Origin of the sequence: Pseudomonas sp. GD03903, assembly GCF_029840045.1 — a bacterium.
Lineage (GTDB): Bacteria > Pseudomonadota > Gammaproteobacteria > Pseudomonadales > Pseudomonadaceae > Pseudomonas > Pseudomonas pseudonitroreducens.
On record NZ_JAOCBT010000010.1, the window covers coordinates 41,722 to 58,686 of the forward strand.

Sequence of the window (16,965 nt, forward strand, 5' to 3'; positions counted from 1 at the left end):
GCGGCGATGATAGCAGAACCGCCCTTTGCTGAACACCAATCACATTGATACTCCTGATAAATCGACTCAATCGGCTTGACGACGCAGGAAGGCCGGGATGTCCAGGTAGTCCAGATCATCCTGCGGGTTCAGCTTGGCCGCGGTGGCAGCGCCGCCGTGGCTCTGGTTGCGCATGACGGTCGGACGATCCAGGTCACGGTAGTTCACCGACTGCTGCTCGCGCTGAACCGGAGCCTGGGTGCTGACGGCCTGGGTCTGGACGGTGTTGTCGACGACCTTGACCGGCTTCTCCAGGCGCGCGCCCAGGCCAGTAGCGACCACGGTGACGTGCAGTTCGTCGCGCATGTCCGGATCGATCACGGTGCCCACTTTCACGGTGGCGTGCTCGGAAGCGAACTGCTCGATGATGTTACCCACGTCGGAGTACTCGCCCAGGGACAGGTCCGGACCTGCGGTGATGTTCACCAGAATGCCGCGGGCGCCCTGCAGGTTGACGTCTTCCAGCAGCGGGTTGCGGATCGCCGCTTCGGTCGCCTCGCGAGCACGGTTCGGACCGCTGGCGCAGCCGGTACCCATCATCGCCATGCCCATTTCGCTCATGACAGTCTTAACGTCGGCGAAGTCGACGTTGATCATGCCCGGGCGCTTGATGATGTCGGAGATACCGCGAACGGCACCGGCCAGTACATCGTCAGCCTTGGCGAAGGCGGCCAGCAGGCTCGCGTCCTTGCCCAGGATGGTCAGCAGCTTTTCGTTCGGGATGGTGATCAGCGAGTCGACGCTTTCAGCCAGCGAGCGGATGCCCTCGTCGGCGATCTGCATGCGCTTGCGACCTTCGAACGGGAACGGACGGGTGACCACGGCCACGGTGAGGATGCCCATTTCCTTGGCAACCTCGGCGATGATCGGCGCAGCACCGGTACCGGTACCGCCACCCATGCCGGTGGTGATGAAGACCATGTCGGCGCCTTCCAGGACTTCGGCGATACGCTCGCGGTCCTCGATGGCGGCCTGGCGGCCTACTTCAGGGTTGGCGCCAGCACCCAGGCCTTTGGTCACACCAGGGCCGAGCTGCAGCACGGTGCGCGCGGCGATGTTCTTCAGCGCCTGCGCATCGGTGTTGGCGCAAATGAATTCGACGCCATCAACGTTGTTCTTGGCCATGTGGTTCACAGCGTTGCCGCCGCCACCACCTACGCCGATCACCTTGATGACTGCTGTTTGCGGGACGTTATCTACCAGTTCAAACATTTCCCCTCTCCTTCCTTTCTAGTTGTGTTGCCTACGTTTACCGCGGTGGTAAATCAGAAATTGCCCTGGACCCAGCGTTTGAGCTTTTCCAGTACCGGTGTCTTGGGTTCGTCGCTGCTGAAGCTGCTGCCGGACATCGAGATGCCGTCGGATTGCTTTTGCAGTCCGTACAGGAGCAGCCCCACACCGGTGGAATAGATTGGATTGCGCACGACGTCGGCCAGTCCCTTGACGCTGTGAGGCACACCCAGGCGCACCGGCATGTGGAAGATTTCCTCGGCCAGTTCGACGGCACCTTCCATCTTGGCGGTGCCACCGGTCATGACGATCCCGGCTGGAATCAGGTCCTCGTAGCCACTGCGACGCAGCTCGGCCTGAACCAGGGTGAACAACTCGTCATAGCGAGGCTCGACCACTTCGGCAAGCGCCTGGCGCGACAGTTCCCGCGGCGGACGATCTCCGACGCTGGGCACCTTGATGGTTTCGCCGGGGCCGGCCAGTTTGGCCAGCGCACAGGCATAGCGAATCTTGATTTCCTCAGCGTACTGAGTCGGGGTGCGCAGCGCCATGGCGATGTCGTTGGTGACCTGATCGCCGGCGATCGGGATGACCGCCGTATGGCGGATGGCGCCTTCGGTGAAGATGGCGATGTCGGTGGTACCGCCGCCGATGTCCACCAGGCACACGCCCAGCTCCTTTTCGTCCTCGGTGAGCACGGAGTAGGCCGAAGCCAGCTGCTCGAGGATGATGTCGTCCACTTCCAGGCCGCAGCGGCGCACGCACTTCTCGATGTTCTGCGCGGCGTTAACCGCACAGGTCACCACGTGCACCTTGGCTTCCAGGCGTACGCCGGACATGCCCAGCGGCTCGCGAACGCCTTCCTGGTTATCGATCACATAGTCCTGCGCCAGGGTGTGCAGTACACGCTGGTCGGCCGGGATGGCCACGGCCTGGGCCGCGTCCAGCACGCGCTCGATGTCCGCACCGCTCACTTCGCGGTCGCGGATCGCCACGATGCCGTGGGAATTCAGGCTGCGGATGTGGTTGCCGGCGATGCCGACGAAGGCCGAGTGGATACGGCAGCCCGCCATCTGCTGGGCTTCATCGATGGCGCGCTGGATCGATTGCACGGTGGACTCGATGTTCACCACCACGCCTTTCTTCAGGCCGCGCGACGGGTGCGTCCCGATGCCGACGATTTCCAGCTTGCCATCGGCCGCCACCTCGCCCACCAGCGCCACCACCTTGGAGGTGCCGATGTCCAGGCCGACGACCATTTTGCCGCTCTGCACGCTTGCCATGTTTATAGAAGTCTCCTCAACTCACTGCGCGGCGGTGGTCTGAGCCACCGTCGCTTCCGGCACCGGATCACGCCACGCCACGGCCAGGCCGTTGGGATAGCGCATGTCGATGCGGGCAATTTTCGTAATCTGGTCTTTCAGCGCCTTGTCGTAGATGGTCACGAACCGGCGAATCTGTTCTACCGCGTGATCGCGGCCCAGCATGATCTCCACGCCCTGGGCAGTGCCCAGGGTCCAGGCGCCACGCGAGCTCATGTCCAGGCTGGCAATGGTGAAGCCCAGCGGACGGAGCATCTGGCTGAGAATCTGGTACTGCTGCATCACTTGCTGCTGAGCGCGCTGCGGCCCGGAGAGGCGCGGCAGGTGCTCGTAGTTGGCCACTTCCCGCGGTGCAAAAGCCTGACCCTGATTGTTCAGCAAGGCTTCGTCACCCCAACGGGCGATGGGCAATTGCTCGTCCAGGCGAATAACCACCTGGTCAGGCCATACGCGGCGTACCTCGGCATGGGCGATCCAGGGCATCTGCTCCAGTTCCTGGCGCATACCGGCCAGGTCGATGGTGAAGAAGCTGGCCGAGACGTAGGGGCTGATCCGCTGTTGCACCGCTGCCTGGCTGATGTAGCTGAGGTCGCCCTCCACGCTGATCTTGGCGATCGGCCGGTCCGCATAAGGCAGCACGTATTGCGCGCCGTAGTAGGCACCGCCGCCGAGCACGCCCAGCACCAGAGGCCACAGCAGCACCTTCAGGAAACCGAAGCTGGGCTTGGGCATGCGGGCGCTGAGCGGCTCCTTGGCCACCAGACGGCTGGCGCCGCGCGGCACCGGCTTGCGTGCTGGGGCACGGCCGATTCCGGGATTCTGGTGACGAAGCTGCGCGCCGTTCATGACTTACCCCCTTGCCTCGACGCTGTCGGCAAGGATCGCCAGCACCAGTTGCTGGAAATCCAGGCCGGCCGCGCGCGCGGCCATGGGCACCAGGCTGTGGTCGGTCATGCCCGGTGCAGTGTTCACTTCCAGCAGCCAGAAGCGCCCCTGGGCGTCCTGCATCACATCGGTCCGACCCCAGCCCTGGATGCCGAGGGCATCGCAGGCGCGCGCGGTCAGGTCCTTGAGTTCCTGCTCCTTGTCGGCATCCAGGCCGCAGGGAATCTGGTACTGGGTATCGTTGGCCAGGTACTTCGCGTCGTAGTCGTAGAAGGTGTGCGGAGTACCCAGGCGAATGGGCGGCAGCACCTGGCCACGGAGGATCGCGACGGTGAATTCGGGGCCGCTGATCCACTGTTCGACGAGCACCTGCGGGTCGTATTTCGCGGCAGCGGCCCAGGCGGCGATCAGCTCCTGCTCGCTGTTCACCTTGGCCATGCCGATGCTGGAACCTTCGCTGGCCGGCTTGACGATCAGCGGGAAACCGAGCTTCGCCGCAGCGGTACGGCAATCGCCCTCGCTGGCGAGTACGGCATGGTCGGGCGTCGGCAGGCCGAGGCTCAGCCACACGCGCTTGGTGCGCAGCTTGTCCATGGCCAGCGCGGACGCCAGCACACCGCTGCCGGTGTAGGGGATGCCGGCGATTTCCAGCAAGCCCTGCATGGTGCCGTCTTCCCCGCCACGACCGTGGAGGATGATGAAGGCGCGGTCGATCTTCTCGCGGGTCAGACGCTCCAGCAGGTCGTCGCCCACATCGATGCCGAAGGCATCCACGCCGGCACCCTGCAGGGCCTGCAGGACCATGGCGCCGGACTTCAGCGACACCTCGCGCTCGGCGCTCTTGCCGCCGTAAAGCACGGCCACGCGACCGAAGGCGCGGGGCTCGAGGGCGGATTTGAGGGCGTCACTCATTGCTTGTTCCCCTCGGTGCCAGCAGCGGCGGCACCGAACATCGGATTCTTGATCAGTGCCGGAGCCAGCCCGCCGATATCGCCGGCGCCCTGGCAGAGCAGGATGTCGCCCGGACGCAGCAGCGGCTTGAGCAGCGAAGCGAGATCACCACCGCGCTCCAGGTAGATCGGGTCGAGTTGGCCGCGCTGGCGGATGCTGTGGCACAAATGACGGCTGTCAGCGCCGGGGATCGGCTCTTCGCCGGCCGGGTAGACCTCCATCAGCATCAGTACGTTGGCCTCGCCGAGCACCTGCACGAAGTCGTCGTACAGATCGCGGGTACGGCTGAAGCGGTGCGGCTGGTAGACCATCACCAGGCGGCGTTCCGGCCAGCCACCACGTACGGCCTTGATCACCGCCGCGACTTCGCGCGGGTGGTGGCCGTAGTCGTCGACCAGCATCACGCTGCCGCCTTCCACCTGCAGGTCGCCATAGACCTGGAAGCGCCGGCCGACGCCCTGGAAGCCGGACAGGCCCTGGACGATGGCTTCGTCGGAGATACCCTCGTCGGTAGCGATGACGATGGTCGCCAGGGAGTTCAGCACGTTGTGCAGGCCGGGCATGTTCACCGAGACGTCCAGCGGCTCGCGCTCGGGGCGCAATACGGTGAAGTAGGTGCGCATGCCTTCCTGGCGAATGTTGATGGCGCGGACGTCGGCGTCCTCGCTCAGGCCGTAGGTCACGGTCGGGCGGGCAACCTGCGGCAGGATTTCACGCACCACCGGGTCGTCCACGCAGACCACAGCCAGACCGTAGAACGGCAGGTTGTGCAGGAAGTCGACGAAGGTGCGCTTCAGCTTGTTGAAGTCGCCGCCATAGGTACTCATGTGGTCGGCGTCGATATTGGTGACCACCGAGACCATCGGCTGCAGGTGCAGGAAGCTGGCGTCGCTCTCGTCGGCCTCGGCCACCAGGTAGCGGCTGGTGCCCAGCTGCGCGTTGGTGCCGGCAGCGTTCAGGCGGCCGCCGATGACGAAGGTCGGGTCCAGGCCGCCAGCGGCGAATACCGAGGCGATCAGGCTGGTGGTGGTGGTCTTGCCGTGGGTGCCGGCAACGGCGATGCCGTGGCGGTAGCGCATCAGCTCGGCGAGCATTTCGGCGCGCGGCACCACTGGCACGCGACGATCCAGCGCGGCGGCGACTTCCGGGTTCGATTTGTTCACCGCACTCGATACCACCAGCACGTCAGCGCCGTCGGAGTTTTCCGCGCGGTGGCCGATGAAGATTTCCGCGCCGAACTTCTCCAGGCGCTCGGTAACGGGCGAAGCCTTGAGGTCGGAGCCGGAGACTTCGTAGCCGAGGTTGAGCAGCACTTCCGCGATACCGCACATGCCCACGCCACCGATGCCGACGAAGTGGATACGACGGATGCGCCGCATGGTGCGGGTGACGCCGGTGGGCTCTTTAACCACGGGCCACCTCCAGGCAGGCATCGACTACCGTGCGGGTAGCCTCGGGCTTGGCCAGGCTACGAGCGCGAGCGGCCATGCGGGTCAGGGAGTCGGGATGCATCAGTACCTCGGACAACTGCGCGGCCAGATCGGCGGCGCTGGTAGATTTCTGTGGCAGCAGGTGGGCCGCGCCCTCCCGCACCAGGAATTCGGCATTCTTGGTCTGGTGATCGTCAATCGCGTGGGGCAACGGCACCAGGAAGGACGGCAGACCGGCGGCGGTCAGCTCGCTGACGGTCAGCGCACCCGCGCGGCAGATCACCAGATCGGCCCAGACGTAGGCGGCGGCCATGTCTGCGATGAACGGAGCTACGTCCGCTTCGACCCCGGCAGCGCGATAACGCTCCGCCGTAATTTCGTCATGCTGACGACCGGCCTGATGGCGAATGGCCGGGCGAATCTCGGCCGACACCTGCGCCAGCGCCTCGGGCAGCAGCTTGTTCAGCGGCTCGGCGCCCAGGCTGCCGCCCAGCACCAGCAGGTTGACGCGACGGCCTTGCAACGGCGCGCGGGCGTCCTCCTCCAGGAACAACTCAACCCGCACCGGGTTGCCGGTGGTCAGGCGCTTGGCGCTGCTGTCGAAGGTATCCGGGAAAGCTTCGCAGACACGCTTGGCCAGCGGCGCGAGGCTGCGGTTGGCGGTGCCGGCAACGGCGTTCTGTTCATGGATCACCAGCGGCACGCCAGACAGCTTGGCAGCCAGGCCACCCGGGCCGGTGACATAGCCGCCAAGGCCGAGCACGCAGACCGGCTTGAGCTGGCGTACCACGCCCAGTGCCTGGAACAACGACTTGAGCAGATCGAACGGTGCGCGCAGCAGCGACTTGATGCCCTTGCCGCGCAGGCCACTGACGTTGATCAGGTGCAGCGGCAGGCCGGCCTTGGGTACCAGGTCGTTCTCGATGCCGCGCGGGGTGCCCAGCCAGTGCACGCTGTAACCGCGCGCCTGGAACTCACGGGCGCAGGCCAGGGCCGGGAACACATGTCCGCCGGTGCCGCCCGCCATGATCAGGACGTTACCTTTCATCGGCAAAGTCCTCTTCGCTGAATTCATATTCCTCGCTGCCCATCACGGTGCGGCGTTCCCATTCAATGCGCAGGAGCATCCCCAGGCAGGCACAGCAGATCACCAGCGAGCTCCCGCCGTAACTGAGGAACGGCAGGGTCAGGCCCTTGGTTGGCAGCAGTCCGACGTTCACCCCCACGTTGATCAGGAACTGGCCGATCCACAGGAAAGCCAGGCCGTAGGCGACGTAGGCGGAGAAGTACTGTTTCGACTGCTCGGCCCAGATACCGATGTACAGCGCGCGCAGGCTGACGAAGACGAACAGGCCGACGGTGGCCATGGCGCCAACGATGCCCAGTTCCTCGGCGAGCACGGCGAACACGAAGTCGGTGTGTGCCTCGGGCAGGTAGAACTGCTTCTGAATGCTGTTGCCCAGGCCCATGCCGGTCCAGCCACCACGACCGAAGGCGATCAGCGCCTGGCTGAGCTGGTAGCCCGCGCCGAACTGGTCGGCCCAGGGATCGGTGAAGTTGGTCAGGCGCGCCATCCGGTAAGGCTGGGTCTGGATCAGCAGCACCACGGCGCCAACCGCCAGCGCCACCATCAGACCGAAGCGGAACAGGCCCACGCCGCCGAGGAACAGCATCGCCGCAGCGGCGCCCATCATCACCACGGTGGCGCCGAAGTCCGGCTCGCGCAGCAGCAGGCCGGCCATGGGCAGCAGCACCACGAACGGCTTGAAGAAGCCCAGCCAGCTCTCGCGTACTTCTTCCTGGCGGCGCACCAGGTAACCGGCCATGAAGATCACCACGAAGACCTTGGCAATCTCCGAGGGCTGGATGTTGAACAGGCCGAAGCCGATCCAGCGCATGGAGCCGTTCACCTCGCGGCCGATGCCGGGGGTAATCACCATGACCAGCAGCACGAAGGCCACGGCCAGCAGCTTCCAGCCCCAGCGCTGCCAGGTTTCCATCGGCACCATCATGGTCACGCCGCAGGCGACGAAGCCGATGGCCAGGTAGATCAGGTGGCGGACCGAGAAGTACAGCGGGTTGCCGGACTGCGCCGCGGCGACTTCGGAGGATGCCGAAGTGACCATCACCAAACCCAGGCCGAGCAGCGCCAGGCAACCTGCCAGCAACGGGAAGTCGATATCGATGCCGTTGCGGCTGATCAGCGGGGACGGGTACGGGCGCAGGAAGGAGAACATCAGGCGAGCTCCTCCACGGCCTTGGCGAACAGGCGTCCGCGTTCTTCGTAGTTCTTGAACATGTCCAGGCTGGCGCAGGCCGGCGACAGCAGCACAGCGTCCCCCGGCAGGGCCAGGTCGGCGGCGTGCTCGACAGCCTCTTCGAGGGTATTCACGCGAACCTTGGGCACGGCATTGCCGATGGCGGCACTCACCAGCTCGGCATCGCGACCCAGCAGCACGACGGCACGGCAGTGCTGGGCAACGGGGCCACGCAGGTCATGGAAGTCGGCGCCCTTGCCGTCGCCACCGGCGATCAGCACCAGCTTGCCGTCAATATCGGCGCCCAGGCCTTCGATGGCTGCCAGGGCGGCGCCGACGTTGGTGGCCTTGGAATCGTCGTAGAAATTCACGCCATTGCGCTCGCGCACCCATTGGCAGCGGTGGGCAAGACCGGCGAATTCGCGCAGCGTCTGCAGCATCGGTTCGAACGGCAGGCCAACGGCGTGCCCCAGCGCCAGCGCAGCCAGGGCATTGGACTGGTTGTGCGCGCCACGGATCTTCAGTTCGCGGGCCGGCATCAGCTTGTCGAACTGGAAGGCCAGCCACTTCTCACCGTCTTCCTCGATCAGGCCGAAAGCCTTGAAGTCCGGCTTGTTGATGCCGAAGGTCCAGCACGGCACGTTGTCAGCGATCAGCGGGCGGCTCAGCGCATCGGCGCGGTTCACCACGACCTGCTTCGCGCCGTGGAAGATGCGGTGCTTGGCCAGGTGGTAGTCGGCCATGCCGTCGTAGCGGTCCATGTGGTCTTCGCTGACGTTCAGGCAGGTAGCGACCTCGGCGTTGAGGCGCTCGCAGGTCTCCAGCTGGAAGCTGGACAGCTCCACCACGTACAGCTCGACGTCGTCGGCCAGCAGATCCAGCGCCGGCGTGCCAAGGTTGCCGCCGACGGCGACGCGCTTGCCTGCGGCCTTGGCCATGTCGCCCACCAGGGTGGTGACGGTGCTCTTGGCGTTGGAACCCGTGATGGCGACGATCGGCGCCTTCGCGTGGCGCGCGAACAGGTCGACATCGCCGGACAGGCGTACGCCACGCGCAGCCGCTTCCACCAGCGCAGGCACACGCAGCGACAGGCCGGGGCTCACGTAGAGCTCCTGGGCGCGGCAGAGGAAATCGGCATCGAGGTCACCGCAGCGCACCTCGACCTGCGGATACTGCTCGCGCAGGGTCGCCAGCTCCGGCGGATTCGCGCGCGTATCAGCCACGGCAAACGGCACGCCCTGGCGCGCCAGGTAGCGCACCAGGGACATGCCGCTCTTGCCGAGGCCGACAACGATGCGGAATTGGTCGGAAGCGATCAGGCTCATGCTCGATCAGTCCTCAACGCAGTTTCAACGTGGCCAGGCCGATCAGCACGAGAATTACCGTGATGATCCAGAAGCGCACGATCACGCGCGGCTCAGGCCAGCCCTTGAGTTCGAAGTGGTGGTGGATCGGTGCCATGCGGAACACGCGCTTGCCGGTCAGCTTGAAGGAGGCGACCTGGATCACCACCGACAGGGTTTCCATGACGAACACGCCGCCCATGATGAACAGCACGATTTCCTGGCGGACGATCACCGCGATGGTGCCCAGCGCGGCGCCGAGCGCCAGCGCGCCGACGTCACCCATGAAGACCTGCGCCGGGTAGGTGTTGAACCAGAGGAAGCCCAGCCCGGCGCCGACGATGGCGCCGCAGAAGATGATCAGCTCGCCCGCGCCGGGAACACTCGGGATGAACAGGTACTCGGCGAATTTGATGTTGCCCGACAGGTAGCAGAAGATCCCCAGCGCGCCGCCGACCATCACGGTGGGCATGATCGCCAGGCCGTCGAGGCCGTCGGTCAGGTTTACCGCGTTGCTGGAGCCGACGATCACGAAGTAGGTCAGCACCACGAAGAAGATGCCCAGCGGGATCTCGACGTTCTTCAGCATCGGTACGATCAGGGTGGTTTCGACCGGCGTCTCGGCAGTCATATAAAGGAAGATCGCCGCGCCCAGGCCGAATACCGACTGCCAGAAGTACTTCCAGCGGCTCGGCAGGCCACGGGAGTTCTTCTCGATCACCTTGCGGTAGTCATCCACCCAGCCGATGGCACCGAACAGCAGGGTCACGGCCAGCACGACCCAGACGTAGCGGTTCGACCAGTCGGACCACAGCAGCGTGCTGATGCCGATGGCGGTGAGGATCAGCGCGCCGCCCATGGTCGGCGTGCCCTTCTTGGACAGGTGCGATTGCGGGCCATCGTTGCGCACAGCCTGGCCGATCTGGCGAATCTGCAGGGTGCGGATCATCCACGGGCCCAGCCAGAGCGACAGGGCGAGCGCGGTCAGCACGCTGAGGATGCCGCGCAGGGTCAGGTACTGGAAGACGCCGAAGCCCTTATAGAACTGTTGCAGGTACTCGGCGAGCAGCAGCAGCATTTAGTGAATCTCCTCGGAGGAACCACACAACGCCGCGACGACCTTGTCCATCGCCGCGCTGCGGGAACCCTTGATCAAAATGGTGGTTGTCGAAGCTTCTTCGGCCAGGGCATGGATCAGGCTGGCCTGATCGGCGAAGTGCCGGCCCGCGGAACCGAACGCCTGCACGGCGTGGCTCATCAGTGGACCGACTGCATACAGGGCAGCAACTTTGCCAATGGCGTAGGTTCCCACTTCGCGGTGGGAAGATTCCGCCCAGGCACCCAGCTCGCCCATGTCCCCGAGGACCAGGACGGTCCGGCCGGAAAAGCCGGCGAGTATATCAATCGCCGCGCAGATTGAAGCCGGGTTGGCGTTGTAGCTGTCGTCGATTACACGCATGCCATTCGTCGCCAGCTGGGCTGCGGCGCGCCCCTTGACCGGCTGCAGGTTCTGCAGGCCGGAAACGATCCCGACCAGCGGCACGCCAAGGGCGTGAGCGGCTGCGGCGGCGGCCAGCGCATTCGTGACGTTGTGCTCACCCAGCAGATTCAGCTGAACGGCAGCCTCGCCGGCAGGGCCCTGCAGGGTGAATCCCGGGCAACCACGAGCGTCACGCTTTACGTCGCTGGCGTGGAAGTCGGCGCGGGCATCGTGCAGACCGAAGCTGGAGACACGGCGGCCGGCAGCGCGGGCCTGCCAGGTATCGAAAGCCTTGTCGTCGCGGTTGAGGATGGCCACGCCATCGGCGGCCAGTCCTTCGAGAATCTCGCCCTTGGCCAGGACGATCTTGTCCTGGCCGCCGAACTCACCCACGTGGGCGGTACCGGCGTTGGTGATGATGGCGACCTGCGGGCGGGTCAGCGCGACGGTGTAGGCGATCTCGCCGACACGGTTGGCGCCCAGCTCGATGACCGCGCTTTTGTGCTCCGGGGCCAGCTGCAACAGGGTCAGCGGAGCGCCGAGGTCATTGTTCAGGTTGCCACGGGTCGCCAGGACATCGCCCTGGGTCCGCAGGATGCTGGCAAGCATCTCCTTCACGGTGGTCTTGCCACTGGAACCGGTGACGGCGGCGACACGCCCGGTAAAGGCGGCACGGTTCAACGCGCCGAGCTGACCCAGCGCGATACGGGTATCTTCCACGACCAGCTGCGGCAGCGGCGCACCGGCAACTTCACGCTCGACCAGAGCGGCAACCGCGCCCTTGGCAGCGACGTCAGCCAGGTAGTCATGGCCGTCGAAGCGCGGACCGGTCAGGGCAATGAACAGTTGGCCGGGCGCGATGGCGCGGCTGTCGGTGCTCACGGCAGCGAACGTGACATCGGCACCGACCACACGGCCTTGCAGCGCGCCAGCGACTTCGTTGAGCGACAGGGGCTTAAGCACGCTTCACCTCCCAGGCAGCCAGCGCCTTGGCGGCTTGATCCAGATCGGAGAACGGATGGCGTACGCCGTCGATCTCCTGGTAATCCTCGTGTCCCTTGCCAGCCAGCAGCACGACGTCATCGGCGCCGGCAGAAGCGATCAGGCGGGCGATCGCCTCACCCCGACCGGGGACGAACTCGACCACTTCGGGCTTGGCAAAGCCGGCACGGATGTCGGCGATGATCGCCTCGCTCTTCTCGGTGCGCGGGTTGTCGTCAGTGACCAGCACACGATCGGCGTGCTGCTCGGCGATCTGCGCCATGATCGGGCGCTTGCCACTGTCGCGATCGCCACCGCAGCCGAACAGGCAGAGCAGCCGACCATGTGCGTGCGGACGCAGGGCCAGCAGGACTTTCTCCAGCGCATCCGGGGTGTGGGCATAGTCCACAACCACCAGCGGCTTGTCGCCGCCGCCCAGGCGTTGCATGCGACCAATGGGGCCTTCCAGCTGCGGGAGCACCTTGAGTACGTCGCCCAGGGGGTAGTCCAGGCCCAGCAGCGCGCCGACCACGGCCAGCAGGTTGCTCAGGTTGAACCTGCCCAGCAGCGAGCTGCGCAGCAGGCCTTCGCCCTGCGGGGTGACGATCTGCGCCTGCACGCCCGCATCGCTGAAGATGGCTTCGCGGCAATAGATGTAGGCCGACGGGTCGCTCAGGCTGTAACCGATCAGGCGCGACTCACGAGCCTCGGCAGCCAGTTGGCGGCCGAAGTCGTCGTCCAGGTTGATCACCCGGCAGCGCAGCCCCTGCCAGGCGAACAGCCTGGCCTTGGCGGCGCCATAGGCTTCCATCGAGCCGTGGTAGTCCAGATGGTCGCGGGACAGGTTGGTGAACACCGCCACGTCGAAGCCCAGCGCCGCGACGCGGCCCTGCTCGAGGCCGTGGGACGACACTTCCATGGCCACGGCTCTGGCGCCGGCCTGCTTCAGGCGTGCCAGGGTGGCCTGCACCGTGAGCGGGTCAGGCGTGGTGTGGCGGCCGCTTTCCAGCGCGCCGTAGAAACCAGTGCCGAGGGTGCCGACGATGCCGCAACGCTCGCCGAGCAGGTCCAGCGCCTGGGCCACCAACTGGCTGACACTGGTCTTGCCGTTGGTGCCGGTCACGCCAACCAGATCGACACCACGGCTCGGCTCGCCATAGAAGCGCCCGGCAATCGCGGACAACTGTTTGGCGAGGCCCTTGATGGCGATCATCGGTACATCGCTGGGCGGCAGATCGATCGCGCCTTCAGCCTCATAGGCGACGGCGGCAGCTCCCAGGGAAAGCGCAGCGGCGATGTGCGCACGGCCATCCTGGCGACCACCCGGCACGGCCAGGAACAGGTCGCCCGGCTTGACCGTACGGCTATCCAGGGTCAGTTCGCGAATCAGTTCGCCGCTTTCCGCCTGGGGCAGCAGCTGGTTCAGGCTCATCGGCATCAGCCACGCCCTCCTTTGGCAGCGGGCGCAGCATCAGCTTGTTGCTGCGGAGTCGCCGTCGGCAGGTTGTCCGGCGGCACGTTCATCAGACGCAGGGTGCCGGACATCACCTTGCTGAACACCGGCGCGGAGACCAGACCACCGAAGTAGCCGGCCTTGCTGGGTTCATCGATGACCACCACGGCGACGAAGCGCGGATTGCTCATCGGCGCGAAGCCGGCGAACAGGGAGCGATAGGAGTTTTCGGCATAGCCCTTGGTGCCCGTCGCCGTCTTGCGCGCGGTACCGGATTTGCCAGCCACGTGATAACCCGGCACCTGAGCGCGGAATACGCCGTTGGGCGCTTCGATCACCTGCTGCAGCATGCCCTGCATGGTCTTGGCGACCGGCTCGGGAATGACCTGGGTAGCGTCGGGCTGGCGGTCCGCGCGGACCATGGTCAGCGGCACGCTGCGGCCATTGTTGGCCAGCGCCGCATAAGCATGGGCCAGCTGGATGGCGGTGACCGACAGGCCATAGCCGTAGGACAGCGTGGCCGTCTCGGCCTTGCGCCACTCGCGGTAGTTCGGCAGATTGCCGACGCGCTCGCCAGGGAAGCCCAGGCCGGTGTCCTGGCCGAGGCCGACTTTCTGCATCAGGCTGTAAATGGCTTCGCCGCCGATATCGAAGGCGACCTTGCTCATGCCCACGTTACTGGAACGGATCAGGATGCCGGTCAGGTCCAGCACCGGACCTTCGGTGCGGGACACGTCACGAATGGTGTAGCGACCGATCTGCAGGGTGCCCGGATAAACCTCGACCTTGTCGGTGGGTTTCCAGCGGCCGGTTTCCAGCGCCGCGCTCATGGAGAACGGCTTCATGGTCGAGCCCGGCTCGAACACGTCGATCATGGCGCGGTTGCGCATCATCGCCGGCTGCAGGTTACGGCGGTTGTTCGGGTTGTAGGTCGGCTGGTTGGCCATGGCCAGCACTTCGCCGGTCTTCACGTCGAGGATCACCAGGCTGCCAGCCTTGGCGCCATTCTCCACCAGGGCGTTGCGCAGCTCGCGGTTGGCGAGGTACTGCAGGCGCAGGTCGATGGAAAGCGCGAGGGTCTTGCCGGCCTTGGCGTTGCGGGTAACCTGCACATCGCGGATGAGGTGGCCACGACGGTCCTTGAGCACCTGGCGCTTGCCCGGCACACCGGCCAGCCAGCTGTCGAAGGCCAGTTCCACGCCTTCGCGGCCACGGTCGTCGACGTCGGTGAAGCCCACGACCTGCGCAGCGACTTCGCCGGAGGGATAGAAGCGGCGGAATTCCTCGACCGAGTAGACACCCGGGATGCGATGGGACTTCACCTGGGCCATCACGGCCTCGCCCTGCTCTGGGGTCAGGCCGCGCACCAGGTAGATGAATTCCTTGTCGGCGTTCGCCTCCAGACGCTCCGATAGTGTCGCCTTCGGCTGACCGAGGGCGTCGGCGAGGAAGCCCCACTTCTCGCGCTCGAGCACCAGTTCCTTGGGGTTGGCCCAGAGGGTGGCGACCGGCGTACTGACCGCCAGCGGCTCGCCGTTGCGGTCGGTGATCAGCCCACGGTGCGCGGGGATGGAGATGTGCCGCACGCTGCGCGCATCACCTTGCCCCTTGAGGAAGTCATGATCGATGACATGCAGGTCGACGATTCGCCAGGCGATCGCCGCCACCATCGCCAGCAGCAGGACGATGACGACGCGGAAGCGCCAGGGGTAGCGAGCGCCGGCCAGGTCTCTCATGGCGCCACCATGATGATTTCAGTCGGATCGGGGACGCGCATTTTCAACTGGTCGGTCGCCAGCCCTTCGATGCGGCTATGGGCCGTCCAGGTGCTTTGCTCGAGGATCAGGCGGCCATACTCGGCCTGCGCCTTGTCGCGCACGCTGAGCTCGGTGTACAGCGAGTTGAGCAACTGGCGGTTCCAGTAGGCGCTGTAGGAGACAGAGATGGCCGAGAGCAACACACCGATGAACAGCAACAGCATGAAGAAGCTGCCGGTGGGCAGGCGCTTGGAGAAGAGACGACTCATCTCAGCTTCTCCGCGATGCGCATGACCGCGCTGCGCGAGCGCGGGTTGGCCTTGAGCTCTGCCTCGGAGGCGTAGACCGGCTTGCCGATCAGCTTCATGCGCGGCTCGAAAGGCTTGACCTGGATCGGCAGGTTGCGCGGCAGGTTGTCCGCCTCGCCCTTCACCTGCTTGCGCATGAACTGCTTGACGATGCGGTCTTCCAGCGAGTGGAAGCTGATCACCACCAGACGACCACCCACGGCCAGGCCTTCCAGCGCAGCTTCAAGGCCGCGCTCCAGATCGCCCAGTTCGTTGTTGATAAAGATGCGCAGGCCCTGGAAGGCACGAGTTGCCGGATTCTTGCCCTTCTCCCAGGCCGGATTGGCCTCGGTGACCACGGCCGCCAGGTCGGCAGTGCGCTCGAACGGTTTTTCCGCACGGCGCTGCACGATGGCACGAGCCATGCGCTTGGCGAAGCGCTCTTCGCCGTAATCCTTGAACACGCGGGCAATCTCGTCTTCCGCAGCCGTCGCAATCCACTGCGCAGCGCTGACGCCCTGATCCGGGTTCATCCGCATATCCAGCGGGCCGTCGTTGAGGAAGCTGAAGCCCCGCTCCGGGTCATCGAGTTGCGGCGAGGAAACTCCCAGGTCCAGCAGAACACCGTTCACGCTGCCTTGCAGGCCGCGCGCAGAGAACTCCTCAGCCATCTCGGCGAAGGACCTTTGCACAATGACGAAGCGGCCGTCTTCGGCCGCCAGTGCTTTTCCCGTCGCGATCGCTTGGGGGTCCTTGTCGAACCCGAGCAGTTGGCCGCCCGGGCCGAGCTTGCCAAGCAAGGCCCGGCTGTGCCCTCCCCTGCCGAAGGTGCCGTCCACATAGCGGCCGCCCTCCAGGGGGGCCAGCGCTTCGACGGCCTCCTCGAGCAGAACGGTGATGTGTTGGAAGGTACTGGTCACAGGCAGGCTCACAGAATAAGGTCGCGCAATTCGTCCGGCAGACCGCCGGGTTCTTTGATGGCTGCGAGGTCGGCCTCGGCAACCGCATTCCACTTGTCTTCGTCCCACAGCTGGAACTTGTTCAGCTGGCCGACCAGCATGGCTTTCTTGTCCAGGCCGGCGTACTCGCGCAGGCGTGGTGGAACGAGGAAACGCCCGGCGCTATCGAGCTCCAGGTCAACGGCATTGCCAATCAGCAAACGCTGCAGGCGCCGCGTCTCTTCACGCAGCGAGGGCAGTTCGCGCAGCTTGGCTTCGATGAGTTCCCATTCAGGGAGGGGGTAGACGGTGAGGCAGGTGTCGACGGCATCGATGGTGACGATGAGCTGGCCATTGCAACGCGAAACGAGCTCGTCACGATACCGACTCGGCATCGCGAGGCGCCCTTTGGCGTCGAGACTGATGGCGTTAGCTCCGCGAAACACGTCAGCGCTTCCCCTGTGGTTGGCTATCCATGCCTGTTGATCCCACTTTTACCCACTTCATACCACTTCCGCACACTATAGAAATCCGCGCTCCCCACCGTCAAGGCAAGTCGGAGGGGAAAAATCCTTACAGGACCGAGATTTAGCGTACTTTTGCGAGGTTCG

The 16,965-nt window shown here is 65.3% G+C and carries 15 protein-coding genes; all 15 read right to left on the minus strand.

Translation table 11 applies throughout. The features are described 5' to 3' along the window. Positions 1-66: 66 nt before the first annotated feature. Genes ftsZ through mraZ form a run of 15 tightly spaced genes read right to left on the minus strand, consistent with a single transcriptional unit; the run spans position 67 to position 16,800 of the window. Complete coding sequence (ftsZ, locus tag N5C91_RS17410) at positions 67-1,251, minus strand: cell division protein FtsZ (protein ID WP_045209631.1); 1,185 nt, start codon at positions 1,249-1,251, stop codon at positions 67-69. Positions 1,252-1,304: 53 nt separating this feature from the next. Further along, on the minus strand, positions 1,305-2,552 hold the full coding sequence (gene ftsA, locus N5C91_RS17415) for a cell division protein FtsA (protein ID WP_024764065.1): 1,248 nt from the start codon (positions 2,550-2,552) through the stop codon (positions 1,305-1,307). Between the two features lie 21 nt (positions 2,553-2,573). Next, positions 2,574-3,437: a cell division protein FtsQ/DivIB gene (locus N5C91_RS17420; RefSeq protein WP_236174447.1), complete on the minus strand. Its 864-nt coding sequence runs from the start codon at positions 3,435-3,437 to the stop codon at positions 2,574-2,576. A 3-nt stretch (positions 3,438-3,440) separates the two neighbouring features. After that, a complete protein-coding gene (locus N5C91_RS17425; protein ID WP_236174446.1) occupies positions 3,441-4,388 on the minus strand; it encodes a D-alanine--D-alanine ligase in 948 nt (315 codons plus the stop codon). Continuing rightward, a complete protein-coding gene (gene murC / locus N5C91_RS17430; protein ID WP_236200803.1) occupies positions 4,385-5,839 on the minus strand; it encodes a UDP-N-acetylmuramate--L-alanine ligase in 1,455 nt (484 codons plus the stop codon). The genes N5C91_RS17425 and murC overlap by 4 nt, the downstream gene beginning before the upstream one ends. Continuing rightward, the gene (murG, locus tag N5C91_RS17435; protein ID WP_279830852.1) at positions 5,832-6,905 is read right to left on the minus strand and encodes an undecaprenyldiphospho-muramoylpentapeptide beta-N-acetylglucosaminyltransferase; all 1,074 of its coding nucleotides are present in this window, start codon (positions 6,903-6,905) and stop codon (positions 5,832-5,834) included. Before murG ends, murC begins: the two co-directional genes overlap by 8 nt. Then, positions 6,895-8,094 carry a putative lipid II flippase FtsW gene (gene ftsW / locus N5C91_RS17440; protein ID WP_236174443.1) on the minus strand — a complete coding sequence of 400 codons (1,200 nt, stop codon included), beginning with the start codon at positions 8,092-8,094 and terminating at the stop codon, positions 6,895-6,897. Before ftsW ends, murG begins: the two co-directional genes overlap by 11 nt. Continuing rightward, positions 8,094-9,440 (minus strand): UDP-N-acetylmuramoyl-L-alanine--D-glutamate ligase, encoded by a 1,347-nt coding sequence (gene murD, locus N5C91_RS17445; RefSeq protein WP_279830854.1) that lies wholly within the window; start codon positions 9,438-9,440, stop codon positions 8,094-8,096. Before murD ends, ftsW begins: the two co-directional genes overlap by 1 nt. Before the next feature lie 13 nt (positions 9,441-9,453). After that, positions 9,454-10,536, minus strand: a complete 1,083-nt coding sequence (mraY, locus tag N5C91_RS17450; protein ID WP_236174441.1) for a phospho-N-acetylmuramoyl-pentapeptide-transferase — start codon at positions 10,534-10,536, stop codon at positions 9,454-9,456. Further along, entirely contained in the window at positions 10,537-11,901 is a 1,365-nt protein-coding gene (gene murF, locus N5C91_RS17455; RefSeq protein WP_279830855.1) for a UDP-N-acetylmuramoyl-tripeptide--D-alanyl-D-alanine ligase, read from the minus strand. After that, positions 11,894-13,357, minus strand: a complete 1,464-nt coding sequence (locus N5C91_RS17460; protein WP_279830856.1) for a UDP-N-acetylmuramoyl-L-alanyl-D-glutamate--2,6-diaminopimelate ligase — start codon at positions 13,355-13,357, stop codon at positions 11,894-11,896. Before N5C91_RS17460 ends, murF begins: the two co-directional genes overlap by 8 nt. Further along, positions 13,357-15,108: a penicillin-binding protein 2 gene (locus N5C91_RS17465; RefSeq protein ID WP_236174438.1), complete on the minus strand. Its 1,752-nt coding sequence runs from the start codon at positions 15,106-15,108 to the stop codon at positions 13,357-13,359. Before N5C91_RS17465 ends, N5C91_RS17460 begins: the two co-directional genes overlap by 1 nt. Then, positions 15,105-15,398, minus strand: coding sequence for a cell division protein FtsL (gene ftsL / locus N5C91_RS17470; protein ID WP_236174437.1), 294 nt, complete (start codon positions 15,396-15,398; stop codon positions 15,105-15,107). Before ftsL ends, N5C91_RS17465 begins: the two co-directional genes overlap by 4 nt. Continuing rightward, positions 15,395-16,336: a 16S rRNA (cytosine(1402)-N(4))-methyltransferase RsmH gene (gene rsmH, locus N5C91_RS17475; protein WP_236200808.1), complete on the minus strand. Its 942-nt coding sequence runs from the start codon at positions 16,334-16,336 to the stop codon at positions 15,395-15,397. Before rsmH ends, ftsL begins: the two co-directional genes overlap by 4 nt. Before the next feature lie 8 nt (positions 16,337-16,344). After that, entirely contained in the window at positions 16,345-16,800 is a 456-nt protein-coding gene (gene mraZ, locus N5C91_RS17480; protein WP_024764056.1) for a division/cell wall cluster transcriptional repressor MraZ, read from the minus strand. Positions 16,801-16,965 lie beyond the last annotated feature (165 nt).

What these genes read in the sequence shown, in the direction of transcription:
- N5C91_RS17460 (WP_279830856.1), bottom strand. Translation starts at nt 13,357, where the DNA reads ATGCCGATGAGCCTGAACCAGCTGCTGCCCCAGGCGGAAAGCGGCGAA.
- ftsL (WP_236174437.1), bottom strand. Translation starts at nt 15,398, where the DNA reads ATGAGTCGTCTCTTCTCCAAGCGCCTGCCCACCGGCAGCTTCTTCATG.
- murD (WP_279830854.1), bottom strand. Translation starts at nt 9,440, where the DNA reads ATGAGCCTGATCGCTTCCGACCAATTCCGCATCGTTGTCGGCCTCGGC.
- ftsW (WP_236174443.1), bottom strand. Translation starts at nt 8,094, where the DNA reads ATGTTCTCCTTCCTGCGCCCGTACCCGTCCCCGCTGATCAGCCGCAAC.
- mraY (WP_236174441.1), bottom strand. Translation starts at nt 10,536, where the DNA reads ATGCTGCTGCTGCTCGCCGAGTACCTGCAACAGTTCTATAAGGGCTTC.
- ftsA (WP_024764065.1), bottom strand. Translation starts at nt 2,552, where the DNA reads ATGGCAAGCGTGCAGAGCGGCAAAATGGTCGTCGGCCTGGACATCGGC.
- N5C91_RS17420 (WP_236174447.1), bottom strand. Translation starts at nt 3,437, where the DNA reads ATGAACGGCGCGCAGCTTCGTCACCAGAATCCCGGAATCGGCCGTGCC.
- N5C91_RS17465 (WP_236174438.1), bottom strand. Translation starts at nt 15,108, where the DNA reads ATGAGAGACCTGGCCGGCGCTCGCTACCCCTGGCGCTTCCGCGTCGTC.
- N5C91_RS17425 (WP_236174446.1), bottom strand. Translation starts at nt 4,388, where the DNA reads ATGAGTGACGCCCTCAAATCCGCCCTCGAGCCCCGCGCCTTCGGTCGC.
- murG (WP_279830852.1), bottom strand. Translation starts at nt 6,905, where the DNA reads ATGAAAGGTAACGTCCTGATCATGGCGGGCGGCACCGGCGGACATGTG.
- ftsZ (WP_045209631.1), bottom strand. Translation starts at nt 1,251, where the DNA reads ATGTTTGAACTGGTAGATAACGTCCCGCAAACAGCAGTCATCAAGGTG.